This window comes from Thermoclostridium caenicola, assembly GCF_900142095.1.
GTDB lineage: Bacteria > Bacillota > Clostridia > DSM-8532 > DSM-8532 > Thermoclostridium_A > Thermoclostridium_A caenicola.
The window spans coordinates 17275-32829 of the sequence record NZ_FQZP01000031.1 but is presented as its reverse complement, the minus strand read 5'-3'; the positions used below and the strand labels follow the sequence as shown (position 1 = coordinate 32829).

The 15555-nt window shown below is 52.0% G+C and carries 15 protein-coding genes and 2 tRNA genes; 16 read left to right on the top strand and 1 reads right to left on the bottom strand.

Going from position 1 to position 15555, the window contains the following annotated elements:
* Positions 1-294 precede the first annotated feature (294 nt).
* The 8 genes from rpsR to F3H12_RS08750 all read left to right on the top strand — a co-directional run bounded on the left by rpsR (position 295) and on the right by F3H12_RS08750 (position 7725).
* Positions 295-582 (top strand): 30S ribosomal protein S18, encoded by a 288-nt coding sequence (rpsR, locus tag F3H12_RS08785; RefSeq protein ID WP_149678973.1) that lies wholly within the window; start codon positions 295-297, stop codon positions 580-582.
* Between the two features lie 178 nt (positions 583-760).
* On the top strand, positions 761-1099 hold the full coding sequence (locus F3H12_RS08780; protein ID WP_149678972.1) for a MazG-like family protein: 339 nt from the start codon (positions 761-763) through the stop codon (positions 1097-1099).
* A 54-nt stretch (positions 1100-1153) separates the two neighbouring features.
* Positions 1154-1612 (top strand): 50S ribosomal protein L9, encoded by a 459-nt coding sequence (rplI, locus tag F3H12_RS08775; RefSeq protein ID WP_149678971.1) that lies wholly within the window; start codon positions 1154-1156, stop codon positions 1610-1612.
* 31 nt (positions 1613-1643) lie between these two features.
* A complete protein-coding gene (dnaB, locus tag F3H12_RS08770; RefSeq protein ID WP_149678970.1) occupies positions 1644-3017 on the top strand; it encodes a replicative DNA helicase in 1374 nt (457 codons plus the stop codon).
* Positions 3007-4446, top strand: coding sequence for a tRNA lysidine(34) synthetase TilS (gene tilS, locus F3H12_RS08765; RefSeq protein WP_188118461.1), 1440 nt, complete (start codon positions 3007-3009; stop codon positions 4444-4446). Before dnaB ends, tilS begins: the two co-directional genes overlap by 11 nt.
* Complete coding sequence (gene hpt, locus F3H12_RS08760) at positions 4443-4964, top strand: hypoxanthine phosphoribosyltransferase (protein WP_149678968.1); 522 nt, start codon at positions 4443-4445, stop codon at positions 4962-4964. The genes tilS and hpt overlap by 4 nt, the downstream gene beginning before the upstream one ends.
* A 171-nt stretch (positions 4965-5135) precedes the next feature.
* Positions 5136-6980 carry an ATP-dependent zinc metalloprotease FtsH gene (ftsH, locus tag F3H12_RS08755; RefSeq protein WP_149678967.1) on the top strand — a complete coding sequence of 615 codons (1845 nt, stop codon included), beginning with the start codon at positions 5136-5138 and terminating at the stop codon, positions 6978-6980.
* Between the two features lie 286 nt (positions 6981-7266).
* Positions 7267-7725 carry a methylated-DNA--[protein]-cysteine S-methyltransferase gene (locus tag F3H12_RS08750; RefSeq protein WP_207706822.1) on the top strand — a complete coding sequence of 153 codons (459 nt, stop codon included), beginning with the start codon at positions 7267-7269 and terminating at the stop codon, positions 7723-7725.
* A 48-nt stretch (positions 7726-7773) separates the two neighbouring features.
* On the opposite strand, the gene F3H12_RS08745 is transcribed toward F3H12_RS08750, so the two are convergent.
* Positions 7774-8931, bottom strand: a complete 1158-nt coding sequence (locus F3H12_RS08745) for an MFS transporter (RefSeq protein WP_188118460.1) — start codon at positions 8929-8931, stop codon at positions 7774-7776.
* Between the two features lie 238 nt (positions 8932-9169).
* Here F3H12_RS08745 and F3H12_RS08740 point away from each other — a divergent pair, with 238 nt between their 5' ends.
* From F3H12_RS08740 to F3H12_RS08705, 8 genes are all read left to right on the top strand, one after another.
* On the top strand, positions 9170-9847 hold the full coding sequence (locus F3H12_RS08740; RefSeq protein ID WP_149678965.1) for a methionine synthase: 678 nt from the start codon (positions 9170-9172) through the stop codon (positions 9845-9847).
* A gap of 5 nt (positions 9848-9852) precedes the next feature.
* The gene (locus F3H12_RS08735) at positions 9853-12273 is read left to right on the top strand and encodes a homocysteine S-methyltransferase family protein (protein ID WP_149678964.1); all 2421 of its coding nucleotides are present in this window, start codon (positions 9853-9855) and stop codon (positions 12271-12273) included.
* A gap of 99 nt (positions 12274-12372) precedes the next feature.
* Positions 12373-12804, top strand: a complete 432-nt coding sequence (locus F3H12_RS08730) for a hypothetical protein (RefSeq protein WP_149678963.1) — start codon at positions 12373-12375, stop codon at positions 12802-12804.
* 53 nt (positions 12805-12857) lie between these two features.
* A complete protein-coding gene (locus F3H12_RS08725; RefSeq protein WP_149678962.1) occupies positions 12858-14384 on the top strand; it encodes an ArnT family glycosyltransferase in 1527 nt (508 codons plus the stop codon).
* A 42-nt stretch (positions 14385-14426) separates the two neighbouring features.
* Positions 14427-14500: transfer RNA gene (locus F3H12_RS08720), tRNA-Gly, on the top strand.
* Positions 14501-14512: 12 nt separating this feature from the next.
* Positions 14513-14588, top strand: a tRNA-Thr gene (locus tag F3H12_RS08715).
* A gap of 165 nt (positions 14589-14753) precedes the next feature.
* Positions 14754-15005, top strand: coding sequence for an AbrB/MazE/SpoVT family DNA-binding domain-containing protein (locus F3H12_RS08710; protein ID WP_207706820.1), 252 nt, complete (start codon positions 14754-14756; stop codon positions 15003-15005).
* Positions 15002-15391, top strand: coding sequence for a type II toxin-antitoxin system PemK/MazF family toxin (locus F3H12_RS08705; protein ID WP_149678960.1), 390 nt, complete (start codon positions 15002-15004; stop codon positions 15389-15391). The genes F3H12_RS08710 and F3H12_RS08705 overlap by 4 nt, the downstream gene beginning before the upstream one ends.
* Positions 15392-15555: the final 164 nt, after the last annotated feature.

Genomic DNA, 15555 nt, shown 5'->3' with positions numbered 1-15555 from the left:
AATGAATATCCAAGAAGAATGTTTGGTTATAGGTCAGCCATAGAAATGGCGGTATGATGTATAGAATTTATTCCAGTAAGCAATGGATTTACCAATTTTTTCACGGCATTTAATATTGCAATTTATAGGGGAGAAGTCAGGCGAATATGTTTGTTGACATTTCCGCGTTTATTATGATATATTAGTTTAGCCATACTATAAGGATTATGACGGATAATATATAGAGATAGAGATTTTGAATGCGTGTATGCCTTAAGTTTACCGGAATAGTCTTGGAAGGAGGCATTCATAAAAATGTCAGAAGCGAAAAAAGAGAAAAGCGCCAGGAAGAGCACAAGCGCCGAGCCCCAGAAAGCCGGCCGTGGCGTAAGAAGAGCAAAACGCAAGGTTTGTTCATTCTGTGCAGATAAGGTTGAAAGCATAGATTACAAGGACAGTTTGAAGCTGAGGAAGTTCCTCTCTGAGAAGGGCAAGATTCTGCCCAGGAGAATATCCGGTACCTGCGCAAAGCATCAGAGACAGCTCACAACAGCCATCAAACGCGCCAGACACTTAGCGTTATTGCCCTATACAACCGACTAAGAACCAACAGCCTATAGATGATATCTATAGGCTGTATTTCAATGATCCCCTTGTTGATACCCTTGCAAAAAAACCATGTCGGCTGCCTTTAAGGCGGCTCCGGGAAATTGGAACGAGCCTTCCGGACAGTGCTATAATGATGTCCGGAAGAACGTTTGATTGATGGAGTGACAGCGGCATGAGTTTTAGTGGTATGGATATCACCAGGAACAACAGGATCATTGAGAATCTCAAGAGTGAGTTGCTTAACTCGGTCGCCCACCTCTATAGCAGGCTGGCCGACGATTATTGCGACAATATCAAGGAAACGGCTCTGGACACGCTTTCCAATGTGATCATTATCAGCTATCTGTTGTCCAGACGGTTGGGCCTGGATTATCCCATGCTCGAGAAGGACATATCCGCCAAAATACGCCTGGGTCTGATCCAGGAACACGAGACAGAAAAATACTTTGGCGATCTATCCGCGCTGTCCCATTTCAGAAAAAGGCAATCATCTGCCGGTAACGCATCCTGAGGACAAGCAGCGCTTGCGCGGCGGAGGGTTCGTCATTGAACGGAGGTTGCGGGGATGAAAGTTATTCTGAAGCAGGATGTCAAGTCGTTGGGTAAGAAGGATGCCGTTGTCGAAGTCAATGACGGTTACGCAAGAAACTACCTGATCCCGAAAGGACTTGCGGTTGAAGCCACCGCTGCTGCACTCAACGAAGTGAAAATCAAGCAGGGGGCACAGAAGCACCGGCAGGAAACTGAACTGGCCGAGGCACAGATACTGAAAAAGAAGCTGGAAGATATCACCGTTGTGATAAAATCAAAAGCGGGAGCCAACGGAAAGCTGTTCGGCTCCATCACCAGCAAGGATATTGTCGAGAAGATCCAGAAAGATTTCAATATCACGCTGGAAAAGAAAATGATCAACCTTCCCGATGCCGCCATCAAGACCCTGGGCTTGACCGAGGTGGAGGTCAGGCTGTACCAGGGGGTTGTCGCAAAGGTCAAAGTGAAGGTAGAGCCTGACGAGACGGCTTAGTTCATCTGTGTGTTAGGGGGGAGATTGGCTCATGGAAGCCGGGTACAACCGAATACCTCCTCATCATGTGGAGGCTGAGCAGTCCATACTGGGCTCCATACTGATCGATCGCCATGCGCTGTCGGATGTCAGCGGCAGGCTTAAGCCCGACGCCTTTTATCTGGAAAAACACAGGGAGCTTTATGAAGTCATCCTGGAGCTCTATGAGGACAGCCAGCCCGTTGATATCGTCACCGTATCGGATGCGCTGGCCAGGCGCGGGACCCTTGAAAAGGTCGGGGATGTGGACTACATAGCCCAACTGGCCAACAGTGTACCCACCACGGCCAATGTCCTTCACTATGTTTCCATCGTTGAAGACAAGGCGCTCCTGCGAAAACTGATCGATATCTCCGGTCGGATCACCGATATGGGTTACCAGGGCTCCATGGAAGGCATGGAGGTTCTGGCCAGCGCTGAAAAGGAGATTTTTGACCTGTCCCAGGGTTTAAGCCGGACAGGTCTGGAGCCCATAAGCTCTATCCTGGACACCACCTTTACCCAGTTGGAAGAACTGTGCCGCAAGAAGGGCGAGCTCACCGGAGTCCCCAGCGGCTTTATTGATTTGGATCGGAAGACCACCGGCTTCCAGAAGTCCGATCTGATCCTGATCGCGGCAAGGCCGGCCATGGGAAAGACCTCCTTTGCGCTCAACATTGCCGTCAATGCCGCGCTGAGGCAGCATCCGGTGGCCATATTCAGCCTGGAGATGTCGCGAGAGCAGCTCGTCCAGCGCCTTCTGTCCTGCGAGGCCATGGTGGAGCTTGAAAAAATGCGGAGCGGAAAGCTTGAGGCCGATGACTGGAAGAAGATCGGCTTTGCGCTGGGTCCTCTTTCCAAGGCACCCATCTACATCGACGACAACGCCAGCACCAATGTGATGGAGATGATGTCCAAGCTGAGAAGGCTTAAGCTTGAAAGAGGGCTCGACCTGGTGGTCATCGACTATCTCCAGCTGATGGAGGGCAGGAAGAAGACCGAGAACAGGCAGCAGGAGATCTCGGAGATCTCCCGGAGCCTGAAGATCATGGCCAAGGACCTGAACGTACCGATAATTGCCCTGTCCCAGCTCAGCCGCGCTCCGGAAACGCGTACCGATCACCGTCCCATTTTGAGCGATCTGCGTGAATCCGGCGCCATTGAGCAGGATGCGGACATGGTTCTTTTTATCTACCGGGATGATTACTATAATGAGGACTCTGAGAAACGGAACATCGTGGAGGTTATCATAGCCAAGCACAGGAACGGTTCCACGGGAACCGTGGAACTTGCCTGGATTCCGCAGTTCACAAAGTTCGGAAACCGCATGCCCGATGGAGGCATGTACAAGAGCGCTCCAGGGGCGGGTAAGGCCAATGCAGGATAATGCGCTTTTGCAGCAGGTGAAAAAGGATATCCGGGATCACGGACTTATCAGGCCCGGCTCTCATGTGGTGGCAGGCTTGTCCGGCGGGGCGGATTCGGTATGCCTGCTTTATGTTTTATGGCAGCTTTCCCGGGAATACGCTCTCTCCATCACAGCGGTCCATGTCAACCATATGCTCAGGGGGACGGAGTCCGACGCGGATGAAGCCTTTGCGGTTGACCTTTGCAGGCGCTGGGATATCCCCATCAGGGTTTTTCGCGCCGATATCGCGGAAATAAGCCGGACCAGCGGCTTTTCCGAGGAAGAAGCGGGCCGTGAGGTCAGATATGGATACCTTTTCCAGGTGTTTCGGGAGGCGTCTGCGGATGTGATCGCAGTCGGGCACCATTATGAGGACAATGCGGAAACCGTCATGTTGAACATCCTGCGCGGCTGCGGCCTCGAAGGTCTTGCCGGGATGGATTACAAGAGCGGTTCCATCATCAGGCCGCTTCTTGGCATTCGCCGCAGCCAGATCGAGGCATATCTTAACCAGGAGGGCATTCCGTGGCGGACCGACAGCAGCAACGCTTCCTGCAAATATGTCCGAAACCGTGTCCGGAATCTGTTGTTCCCGGCAATAAAGGAGCAGTTTGGGTGTGATCCGGTCCCCGTGCTCAACCGCCTGTCTGTACTGGCCAGGCGGGACGAGGCTTACCTGGCTGCTCAGGCCCGCAGGATTTTTGATGAGATAAGCCGGGAAGAGGGCGTGGAAGTCAGCCTTGATGCCGGGGTTCTGTGCCGGCTGGATAAGGCCATTTCCAGCCGGATTGTCCGGCTTGCCTGGGAGAAGGCGACAGGCAGCCTGAAAGGGATTGAAAGCGTCCATGTGGATGATGTGCTCAGGCTTTGCCGGGAGTCCGGGACAGGTAAACGGCTGTGCCTGCCCAAGGGGTGGACAGCTTCACTGTCCTATGGGCGCCTGATCCTGAGGCCTGAGCGTGATGTCCGAAAAACGGAATGGTCGTATCCCGTACCCGTGCCGGGAACCGTTTGCGTCAGGGAGGCCAATGGCCTTTTAGAGACGAAGATCCTAACCAGGGACCAGTTCGTGGAATCGTTCGGAAACTGGCTTAAAATAAAGGAAACATCAAATATCCAGGTGTTTGATTATTTAAAATTCAATTGTGGAATAAATATAAGGAACAGAAGGGACGGCGATCGCATCCGCCCCTTCAAATCGCCGGGAGAGAAAAAACTGAAGAAGTTTTTTATTGATCATAAAATTCCGGCAGAAAAAAGGGACAGCATACCGCTCGTGGCAGCCGGCCCGAGGATCCTGTGGGTGATTGGCATGAGAACCTCGGATGAGTGCAGGCCGGATGAGCGAACCCAGTCCTATCTGGTTTTAACATGGCATGAATTAAGCAGCGGAGGAGAAGAACAATGAGCAAACTGAAGGTACTCATCACGAGGGAAGAACTGGCGGCAAAGGTGAAAGAACTTGGTCAGAGGATTTCAAAGGACTATGAGGGCAAGGAGCTCCTCCTGGTAGGCGTATTGAAGGGCGGCTTCATGTTCCTTGCCGATCTGGTCAGGGAAATTACCATCGATGTCAATATAGACTTCATATCATGCTCCAGTTACGGCAATTCCACCGTTTCATCGGGAATTGTCCGCATCCTCAAGGATATCGACTATGACATCACCGGAAAGCATGTGCTTCTGGTGGAAGATCTGATTGATACAGGCCTGACGCTTACATACCTGAAGGACCTGTTCATGGCAAAGCATTGCGCCAGCGTGAAGATATGCACCATTCTGGATAAGCCGTCCAGGCGCAAGGTTGATTTGCAGGTGGACTATCAGGGAATAATAATCCCTGACAAGTTTGTTGTGGGCTACGGGCTGGATTACGCCGAGAAATACCGGAACCTGCCCGAGGTCTATGTGGTGGAGGAAATATAAGGTTGTTTTTGAGCAACCGATATGATAAGATATTATAATGAGTTTTTGTACCTAAATGGCGTATACCGGAAATCTCCGACGTATAGATGCCTGCAGGCAATGGCTCTTGGATGGCTGCATATGGATGAATGTGGAGACAGTTGTTGGGTCTTCATAGGAGGTTGAAGTTTATTGAAGAATTTTCGGGGAATCAGTTTTTATATCATCATATTCGTCATAATGGCCTTGTTCCTTATGATGTATAACAACATCAGCAATCCTACCGACATGAAATACTCGGATTTCAGGAAGGAACTGGATGCGGGCAACGTCAGCAGTGTGCTGGTCCGCACACTGAACGCCGACGTGGTCCTGAGCAAGCCTTCCGGACTTTACGCTGCCGACTTCAGATATACCGTGAATTTCCTGTCGCAGGAGTCCTTTATCGACCTGCTTGAAGAAGCCTATAAGAAAGGACGTCTGACCAATTACGATTTCGAAAAGAAGGCTACACCGCCATGGTGGCTAGAAATGCTGCCTATGATTGCCATGGTGGTACTTTTTGTTTTTTTCTGGATCTTCTTTGTTCAGCAGACCCAGGGCGGCGGCAACCGCGTCATGTCCTTTGGCAAGAGCAGGGCGCGCATGGCCAATGAGGACAGCAAGATGCGCGTCAGGTTCAGCGACGTGGCCGGTGCAGACGAAGAGAAGGCCGAGCTGGAAGAAATCGTGGAGTTCCTGAAAGAACCTAAAAAGTACGTGGAGCTGGGTGCGCGCATTCCCAAGGGCGTGCTCCTGGTGGGTCCTCCGGGAACGGGTAAAACCCTGCTTGCCAAGGCAGTTGCCGGTGAGGCCGGTACACCTTTCTTCAGCATCAGCGGTTCGGATTTTGTGGAAATGTTCGTAGGCGTGGGTGCATCCCGTGTCCGTGACCTTTTTGATCAGGCAAAGAAAAATGCGCCCTGTATCGTGTTCATCGATGAGATAGATGCCGTAGGACGCCATCGCGGTGCCGGACTCGGCGGCGGCCATGACGAGCGTGAGCAGACACTGAACCAGCTGCTTGTGGAGATGGACGGCTTTGGTGTAAACGAGGGTGTTATCATCCTGGCTGCCACCAACAGGCCGGATATCCTGGATCCCGCCCTGATGCGTCCCGGCCGTTTTGACAGGCGGGTAGTTGTCAATTATCCCGACATCAAGGGACGTGAGGAGATCCTCAAGGTGCATTCCAGGAATAAGCCCCTTGGTCCCGACGTAGACCTGAAGGACATTGCAAAAACTACGCCCGGCTTTACCGGAGCCGATCTGGAGAACCTGCTCAATGAAGCGGCCCTTCTTGCTGCCAGGAAGAACAAGAAGGTCATTACCATGGAGGAGATCAAGGAAGCCAACTACAAGGTTATCATGGGACCCGAAAAGAAGAGCCGCGTTATCAGCGACAAGGAAAAGAAGCTTACGGCTTACCATGAAGCAGGCCATGCCATTGCGGTGCGCCTTGTGTCCTCCACCATGAAGGTGGACAGGGTCACCATCATTCCTTCCGGCAGGGCAGGCGGCTTCACTTCCTACAAGCCTGAGGAGGATCAGCACTATACCACCAAGTCCCAGCTGGTTGAGCAGATCATGGTGAGCCTGGGCGGACGGGCTGCCGAGGAACTGGTGCTGGGCGAGATCAGCACAGGCGCCGCCAATGACCTGCAGAAGGCCAACCAGATTGCCCGCGACATGATCACCAAGTACGGCATGAGCGAAACCCTCACCAACCTGGTGTTCGGTGATGAAAATGACGAGGTCTTCCTGGGCAAGAGCTACGGGCACATCAGGAACTACAGTGAAGAGATATCCGCCAAGATCGATGCCGAAGTCAAGGCGATCATCGACAATGCGTACAATAAAATTAAAGAGCTTCTTACAGAGAACAGGCAAAAGCTTGAGGATGTGGCCAGGGCGCTGCTCGAGAAGGAGCGTATCGAAGCCGACGAATTCGAGGAAATCTTCAAGAACGGCTACAATCCGCCGGTACCTGTATCGTAATTCTGTTTTGACAAGAACCCTCCCGGAGGTATTCCGGGAGGGTTCTTGCGCCCTTATTGCGTTCTCACAGGCTGTTTCGGCGCCTTATCGCAATACGGCCTTAACCTTTTACGGGCTCCTGCCCTTTCGAGGTGTCATTGCAAGCGGAGCGGATGTGCAACGTGGCAATCTCTCCGAGTGAAGCGAAGCAATCTCGATCACTTCAACAGGCCGGGGTTTTCGCGCACCGGCATATGCGGTATCATAGGGTATGATGATTGATGAACAAACCATAAGGAGCGCAGGTATGGAACAGGTGTTCAGAGGATACTACCAGTCCCCCATCGGGCTTATGGAAATTCAGGCAAGTGATAAGGCCATCACAGCAATACGGTTCTGCGAAGAACGGGGAGCGGAAAATCCCAACGCGGTTATCCGGGAGTGCATCACGCAGCTTGACGAGTATTTCTCGGGCAAAAGAAAGGATTTTCAGCTCAACCTTGCTCCAAAGGGATCCGCATTCAGCCGAAAGGTCTGGGGCGCGCTTTGCAGCATCCCCTTTGGGGAAACCCGTTCCTATCAGCAGATCGCGGCTGCCACAGGCAATGAGAAAGCCTGCCGGGCCGTGGGAAACGCCAACCGGAACAACCCCATCCCCATCCTCATTCCCTGCCACCGTGTAATTGGAAAGGGGGGTACCCTCACCGGCTATAACGGCGGGCTCTGGCGCAAGGAATGGCTTCTTAAGCACGAGGCGCGCGGATGAACCTGTAACCGGATGGATCTTTTACGCTTTCACGGATATGCCGGCTTTCTAGGATCTGGTATGGGCCTTGCCTATCCGTGTGTTGACGGCTGCGAACATCGCGATGGCCGACAAAGAGAACAGGGCAATTACAAGCAGTGCCTTCATCAGGCCAATCGCTTCGATCAGGAAGCCTCCCAGGACCGATCCAAGGATGCGTCCCAAGGCCATGCTCATGCCATGGATGGTCTGTCCCGTTGCTCTCAGTTCCAGGGGGACCGTTCTGTTGATATGAACCGCCAGGCTGAAAGAGAAAACAATATAGGTCAGCCCGTTGAGCAGCATGACAGGATACATGAGTACAGGGCATCTGATGATGAAAAGCAATAAAAAGCGAACGCCGACAACCCCCATGGAAAAGGCGAGGGTTTTGTGTATGCCCAGCTTTTTTTCGATCTGATCGGCATAGAGCAGGAAGGGCACTTCACTTATGCCCGAAATGAAATAGAGAATTCCCAGGATATCGCTTGTTCCGCCGATGAAGGCAAAATAAAGGGGAAAAAAGTTCTGATAAAAGGAAATACCCATGTGGGCCACCATGGAAAAGGTCATCAGGAGGACGAGTTCCCTGTTTTTGAAAATATCCGTGACGGGAACCCGGCGGGTCCTGGATTGGTGGCCTTCCACCCTGGGAAGCGACCAGGCCGAAAGGATGCTGAAAAAGGCCATGAAGGCAGTTAAGTAGAATATGGACCGGATATCCTTCTCCATGAAAAAGCCTGCAATCACCGATACAACGGCATATCCTGCCGTGCCGGCCAGCCTCACGGGACCGTATGGCTTTTGAATCCTGTCCAGGCCTTCCAGGGTGATGGCTTCCGAAACCGATATCAGGGCAGCCTGGAAGGACGCCAGCAGGAAGCTGGCCAGGGCAACATGCAGCAGTCCGTTATGCAACGGGAAAAGCAATATGGAAATCAGGGTGCCCGCGTTGAGCAGGATGAGAAAGGTGTTTTTATAAGGGGAACGATCTGCCAGTATGCCGATAAACGGCTGGAGAATGATGGACATGAGAGGGCCCAGGGCAAGCAATATACCAATATGGCTTTCCCGAAATCCCGATTTGTCCAGGTAGACGGGAAGGAAGCTGTACACAACGGGTACGCATGACCATAATAAAGCGCTTTGGAACAGGAAGACAACAGTGGACGGTTTCTGCTTTCCCACGACCATTCTCCTGACATCAGGCAATATGGTACATCCCATTATATCCGTTCTGCTTTGGCACCGCAAGGCTTGGCACAAGCCTGGGCACTGGGGCTGCGGCCTGGCCGGGAAGGGAAAAATGGTTTGTAAGAAGATCTTTCCTGTGATAAAATGATTAAAAATTACAGGTACGCTTTGCCGGCCGTGGTTTAAAAATGCGAAACCTGCGACCGGCTTACAGGGGCAAGCCCTTCGGCGCATGGATGAAAGCCGTCACAGGAACCTGAACGGAGCAATGGAAGACATCAAGATATTAAGAGGCATACGTCCATCATACAATAAAGATTACATCCTCGCACGGCTGGGCTATAAGCGCGGCACCACCGGCCTGGACGAAAATTACCGTCAGATGCTGGATGCGGCGGTTCAGAAAGCGGAAAGCATGTGCTCACTGGCCCTGGCCTATCGGATGGTGGGCATTGAAGCATGTACGGAAGATGCCGTGAAGCTGGAGGATGGAACCATACTGTCCGGCAAAGGTTTGGCCATGCTTCTTTCAGAGTCGCAGCAGGCCGTCCTGATGGCTTCAACAGCAGGCCCTCGCATCATGGAAGAGATCCGGAACCTGATGGATAACGGCAGAGCCAGCGAGGCCGTGATTCTGGACGCTGCCGCATCGGAAATCGCCGATGCCGGGCTGGATTTCTTGATGGATTACATTGGAACCTTGTTAAGAAGACAGGGAAAGGTACTTACCAGGCACCGATTCAGCCCGGGCTATGGAGACGTTGGCCTCGATCAGCAGGCCCATCTGGCAAGGCTCCTGGATATTGGCAGGCTGGGCGTCAGCCTGACCGAAACTTTTATTCTGGTCCCGGAAAAATCGGTGCTGGCCGTTGCCGGGGTTGTTGAAATAAAACAGGTTGGGAAAGATTGAGAGCCATGACAAGAAAGGATTTCAGAGACTTTTTCGATAATGGGATTGTGATTCTGGACGGAGCCACCGGGACGCAGCTCATTAAAAGCGGCATGCCCGTGGAAGCCTGTCCTGAAAAATGGGCTGCGGAGAATCCGGAACCCCTCATAACCGTTCAGAAAAACTATGTGGAAGCCGGAACCCAGATCCTATACACGTTCACCATGGGCGGCAACGCCATTAAGCTCGCCGAATACGGCCTTCAGTCCCAGACCAGGGAACTGAACAGGCGGCTGGTGGAGATTACGAGGGAAGCGGCCGCCGGAAAAGCCCTCGTGGCCGGCGACATCTCTTCATGCGGGATGCTCCTGGAGCCCTACGGCGAAGTCAGCTTTGAGGAGTCCTTGGAAAGCTACAGGGAACAGGTCCGGGGCCTCCTGGAAGGCGGCGTGGATCTCTTCGTCATTGAAACCATGCTGGATATTCAGGAAACCCGCGCAGCCCTCATCGCCATCAGGGAACTTTGCGATCTGCCCGTCATGGTAACCATGACTTTTGAGGACGGGATGAGGACCCTCATGGGTACCGACCCGGTTACCGCTCTGGTAACGCTCCAGTCCCTGGGCGCGGATGCCGTGGGTTGCAACTGTTCCGGCGGCCCTGCCGAGATGGTGGACATCCTGAAGGCCATGAAGCCCTACGCAAGGGTACCCCTCATCGCCAAGCCCAATGCGGGCAAACCCAAGCTTGTGGACGGGAAAACCGTTTTCAATATGGATGTGGACACCTTCTGCTCATATGTCCCGCTGCTGATTGAGGCAGGAGCCAATGCCCTGGGAGGATGCTGCGGTACCGCACCCGAATATATCCGCAAGCTGTCCAGGATCGCACAGAAGTTTACGCCTCAAAAACCTGTAAAGCCCATCTTCGGCATGGCGTCTTCCAACAGGCAGACCGTGCTTGTCCACCAGGATCTCCCGCTGACGGTTATCGGAGAACGCCTGAACCCAACCGGGAAGAAATTTTTGCGGGAAGCCCTCATCCAGAATAATATGGACAAGGTGGCTGCGCTGGCCAGGGAGCAGATGGAGGCAGGAGCGGCACTTCTGGATGTCAATGCCGGCGTGCCCGGCCTGGACGAGACCAGGGTATTGGTGAATATGGTCCGGGCTGTGCTGGATGCCGTGCCGTTGCCCCTGTGCCTCGACTCTTCCAGCCCGGAGGCTTTGGAAGCGGCTCTGCGTATTTATCCGGGACGAGCCGTGATCAATTCCGTTTCCGGGGAAAAGGTCAAGCTGGAAAGGATTCTACCGCTTGCGGCCAAATACGGTGCCATGTTCATCCTGCTTCCCATCGACGACAGCGGCGTTCCGGAGACGGCTGAAGAACGGATTCGCATCATACAGAAGGTATACGAGGCCGCTAAGGCTTATGGCTTTGAAAAGGAAGATATCCTGGTGGACGGTGTTGTGATGACCGTTGCCACCGGAGGGCATGCGGCCGGTGAGACCCTGAAGGTCCTGAAATGGTGTACCGATAACGGTTTCAATACGGTGGTGGGTCTTTCAAACGTATCATTCGGCCTTCCGGCAAGAGAAAACATCAATGCCGCTTTCCTGGCCATGGCTGTGGCCAATGGTCTCAGCACGGCCATTCTGAATCCCAACAACCAGCAGCTGATGGATATCAAGCGGGCATCCGATGTGCTTAAGGCCAGGGATCCCGGTGCCCAGGAGTATATCCGGCATTATTCATCCCAGGAAACTAAAAATGGTCAGGCCGCCCAGCCCGCAAAGGCGAAACCGACGGTCTATGACGCGGTGCTGAAAGGCATGAGCGAAGAGATTGCCGATGTGGTCCTTACCGACCTGGATAAGGGCATTTTGCCGCAGGACATCATTGACAACAGCCTGATACCCGCCATCCAGAAAGTAGGCGAACTGTATGAGGAAAAGAAGTATTTCCTGCCCCAGCTGATCAAAGGCGCGGAGGCCATGCAGAAAGCCATGGAGGTTCTGGAGCCGTACCTGGAAAAGGGCGCGGTGACCGGCACAGGCAAAAAGGGCAGAATTGTGCTCGCCACGGTCAAGGGCGACATCCATGATATCGGCAAGAATATTGTGGCGCTTCTCTTGCGCAACTATGGCTTTGACGTGCTTGATCTGGGCAAGGATGTTCCCGCCGACCGTATAATTCAGGCAGCCAAGGATAATAATGCTGATATAATCGGACTTTCAGCCCTGATGACCACCACCATGATCGAAATGCCCAAGGTGGCCCGCATGGCGGCTGAGGCCGGGCTCAAGGTCAAAATCATGGTAGGGGGAGCCGTATTGGACCAAGAGTATGCCAGAAGCTTCGGAGCGCACTACTCAAAGGATGCCTATTCGGCAGTGAAGCTGGCGGAATCCCTCATGCAGGGTGCTGAAAGCGATATATGCCCTTAAATCCATAAGGCGGCTGCTCCGGGAATCATCTAAACAACCGGATTGAATTGACCGATAAAATTTTGTGCGCATAAATAAAGAATCATTGGGGGTAATGACATGGAAGGAATATTGAGGCTTGGCTTTTTTACGATGGCAGAAAAGATAACCGCAGCACTCAAGGGACCCTTTCCGTTTATTGTAACCGGGGCTGTAATCGCCGCCATATGGATCTATTTCCTCTTTCTGATCCCCAGAAAAGCCAGACGCTATGACAGCTTTACGGAATACCTGAACGATGTCCTGAACTTCAAGGTGATGCTGACCGGTGTTGTAGCCAAGATCCTTTACATTGCCTTTACCATTGTCGTGTTCATTGTGGGCGTTGTGGCCATGTTTGTGGCCAATTTCTTCGTCGGGCTCATTGGCATGCTCATCCTTGAACTCATCCTCAGGATATTCTTTGAGCTCATCATGGTATTCTTCTCGATCCAGGAAAACCTGGTGATTTTCAATGACCGGATTGACGGACGGATTAAGGATGACGAGTGAGAAGGCTGATCCGGTATAACGGGCATGAAAACCACTCCAGGAGGTCATCCCAAATGATTCTCCGTTTCATCAAAAGAATATTGGATGCCCTTTTTGTGGTCTTCTTCGGTGTGCTCTGCTTTTTCATGGTATTCAGGGTGCCAACGGCCATTTTCGCTGCATATATTGCCCTCAGCCTGGTATTGGTATACAGGATCAGAAGCAAAGGCTTTGTGTTTTTTCTGGCCCTGGGCTCTTTCCTGATCCGCTTTGCCTACATCAGCATTGTTAAAACACCCTTAGAATCGGACTTCAAGCTGCTTTACGAGGCAGCCGTTCTTTTTTCCCAGGGGGACTACAGCTTCAGCGAGCTTGTCTATTTCCGGGATTGGGCCTACCAGACTGGCTTTGTCATCTATCAGGGATTGGTCGTAAAGCTGTTCGGGCCTGACGGAAGCATATGGGCCCTGAAGATCCTGAACTGCCTCTGGAATACGGGGATTACGCTCCTCATTTACCTCATCGCCGGGAATTTTTTCAAGGAACGCTCCTCACGCCTGGCCTCGGTTCTCTATATGGGGTTTGTCTTCCCGATTACCTTTGTATCGGTATTGTCAAACCAGCACATCTCCACCTTTTTTATCCTGCTGGGCCTGTATTTTCTGATGGATCAGAAGCTGATACGGATGAAGCCTCTGCCCAGAGGCCTACTTGCCGGGCTTTTTATCGCCCTGGGCAATATCATGAGGCCGGATGCGCTGCTTGTCATGGTTTCCCTGGCGGGATATTTTCTCATCCTGCTTTTGCGGCCCGGAAACGGAAAGCAGAGGCTGGAGCGGCTCATGCAATGCCTGGCTGTGTTTTTGGTCTACCTGGCAGTCAACAGCCTGGCATCCCAGGCCATTATCCGGAGCGGCGTCAATACAGAAGGCCTGAGGAACAATAATTTCTACTGGAAGTTTGTCGTGGGCCTGAATTACGAGCACCGGGGCGGCTATAACGAGGATGATTATCTTCTTATTTATGGGAGCGGGTTGACAGAAGAAAAGAGAGAAGAACTGGAAAAACAGGTGATCCTCGAAAGGCTCGGCATGGGGCCCAAAAAGTTTGCCAGTCTGTTTATGCAGAAGATCCAGTTCTTTTGGTGTGACAGCGCGCTGGACTGGAGCTACGGGCATATTCTCAGGGCCAACAAGGTGTTTTATTTGCTGTCAAACCCGGTTAAGTTCAGCGATGTCGATGCGGTGCTCAAGGATTTGAACGAATTGTTCATCTATACGGCCATGCTGCTCAGCCTCCTAGGTGTCTTTGCACGGCGAAAGGAGGAGAAGGACGACAGGCTGGCCATTCCGGCAGCGCTTCTTCTGATATCCTTCGTGGTGTATCTGCTGATTGAGGTGCAGCCCAGGTATGCTTATCTTCAGCAGCCTTTCCTGTTCATCCTCAGCGGTATGGGGCTGGACTTCCTGTCCGACAGGCTTGACGTATCCACCCTCAGGATGATCTGGGAAAAGCTTAAGGGGAAGGCCGGGCAGGAATCCATTGACTATAAAGGAAGAAAAAATGATACAATTACCCGCCATAAAAGTATGGACAACTAAATCAGCTTGTGCTACAATAAATATCGCTGCACCGCGGGGCATGCGGGTGTAGTTCAATGGTAGAACATCAGCTTCCCAAGCTGACAGCGAGGGTTCGATTCCCTTCACCCGCTCCAGTTTCATAACATGCCCTCATAGCTCAGTAGGCAGAGCGCATCCATGGTAAGGATGAGGTCACCAGTTCGATCCTGGTTGAGGGCTCCAAAAGCAATAGGGAGTAATCGTGAGATTACTCCCTATTGCTTTTGCAACTTCTCAGTTTCCCATCATAATCTTACCAAGCTACGTATATACTATGTATATACATTTTCTGAATAAGGTGATATAATGGAAGCAAAGGAAGGTAAGCAAATGAAGGGGGATGGATATATGGCAGTAGTTGTCGCTCAAAAATGGGGCAACAGCCTTGGGATACGCATACCAAAGGAAGCTGCGGAAAAAATAGGCATCAGTTTTGGATCCGAGCTCGAGATGTATGTTGCCGAGAACGGGGAATCAATCACACTTAAGCCCAGAAGCCCGCAAAAGAAATATACGCTTGAGGAGCTTTTGTCCCAGATTACGCCTGAGAACCGGCATGATGAAATCGATTTTGGAACAGAGGGACGTGAACTGATTTGACGAATAATAATATACCGGACAGAGGCGCCTTTATTGTCCTGGACTTTAATCCGCAGTCTGGCCATGAACAGGCCGGGAGAAGGAACGCAATCGTTTTATCACCCAGGGCTTTCAACCAACTGACGGGTTTTATGGTCGTCTGCCCTATCACGAACCAAAAGAAAGGATATCCGTTCGAGGTGGGACTGCCGGACGGAGGAATATCGCTTGGTAATACCAGGGACCCGATAACAGGAGTAATCCTGACCGACCAAGTAAAATCGTTGGACTGGAGGGCTCGTAATGTTAGGGTCTTAAAGCATTACGACACAAGAGATCCCCAAATCAGGGAGATAGACGCAATAGTACAGGAATGTCTTGCTAAAATAGCGACATTCCTGACGTAGAGCAATTTGCTGAAATACTACCCTGCCGATAAGGCTATCTTAAGTGTGTGGATCCTACATAGGAGATCCTTTTTTGATTCTCGACGTCGTTAAATCTCTCGTTTCTGCAAACAGTCTACCGGTACTCATAAAACGGCGGACTGGTAAAATTTGTATTGCTCATG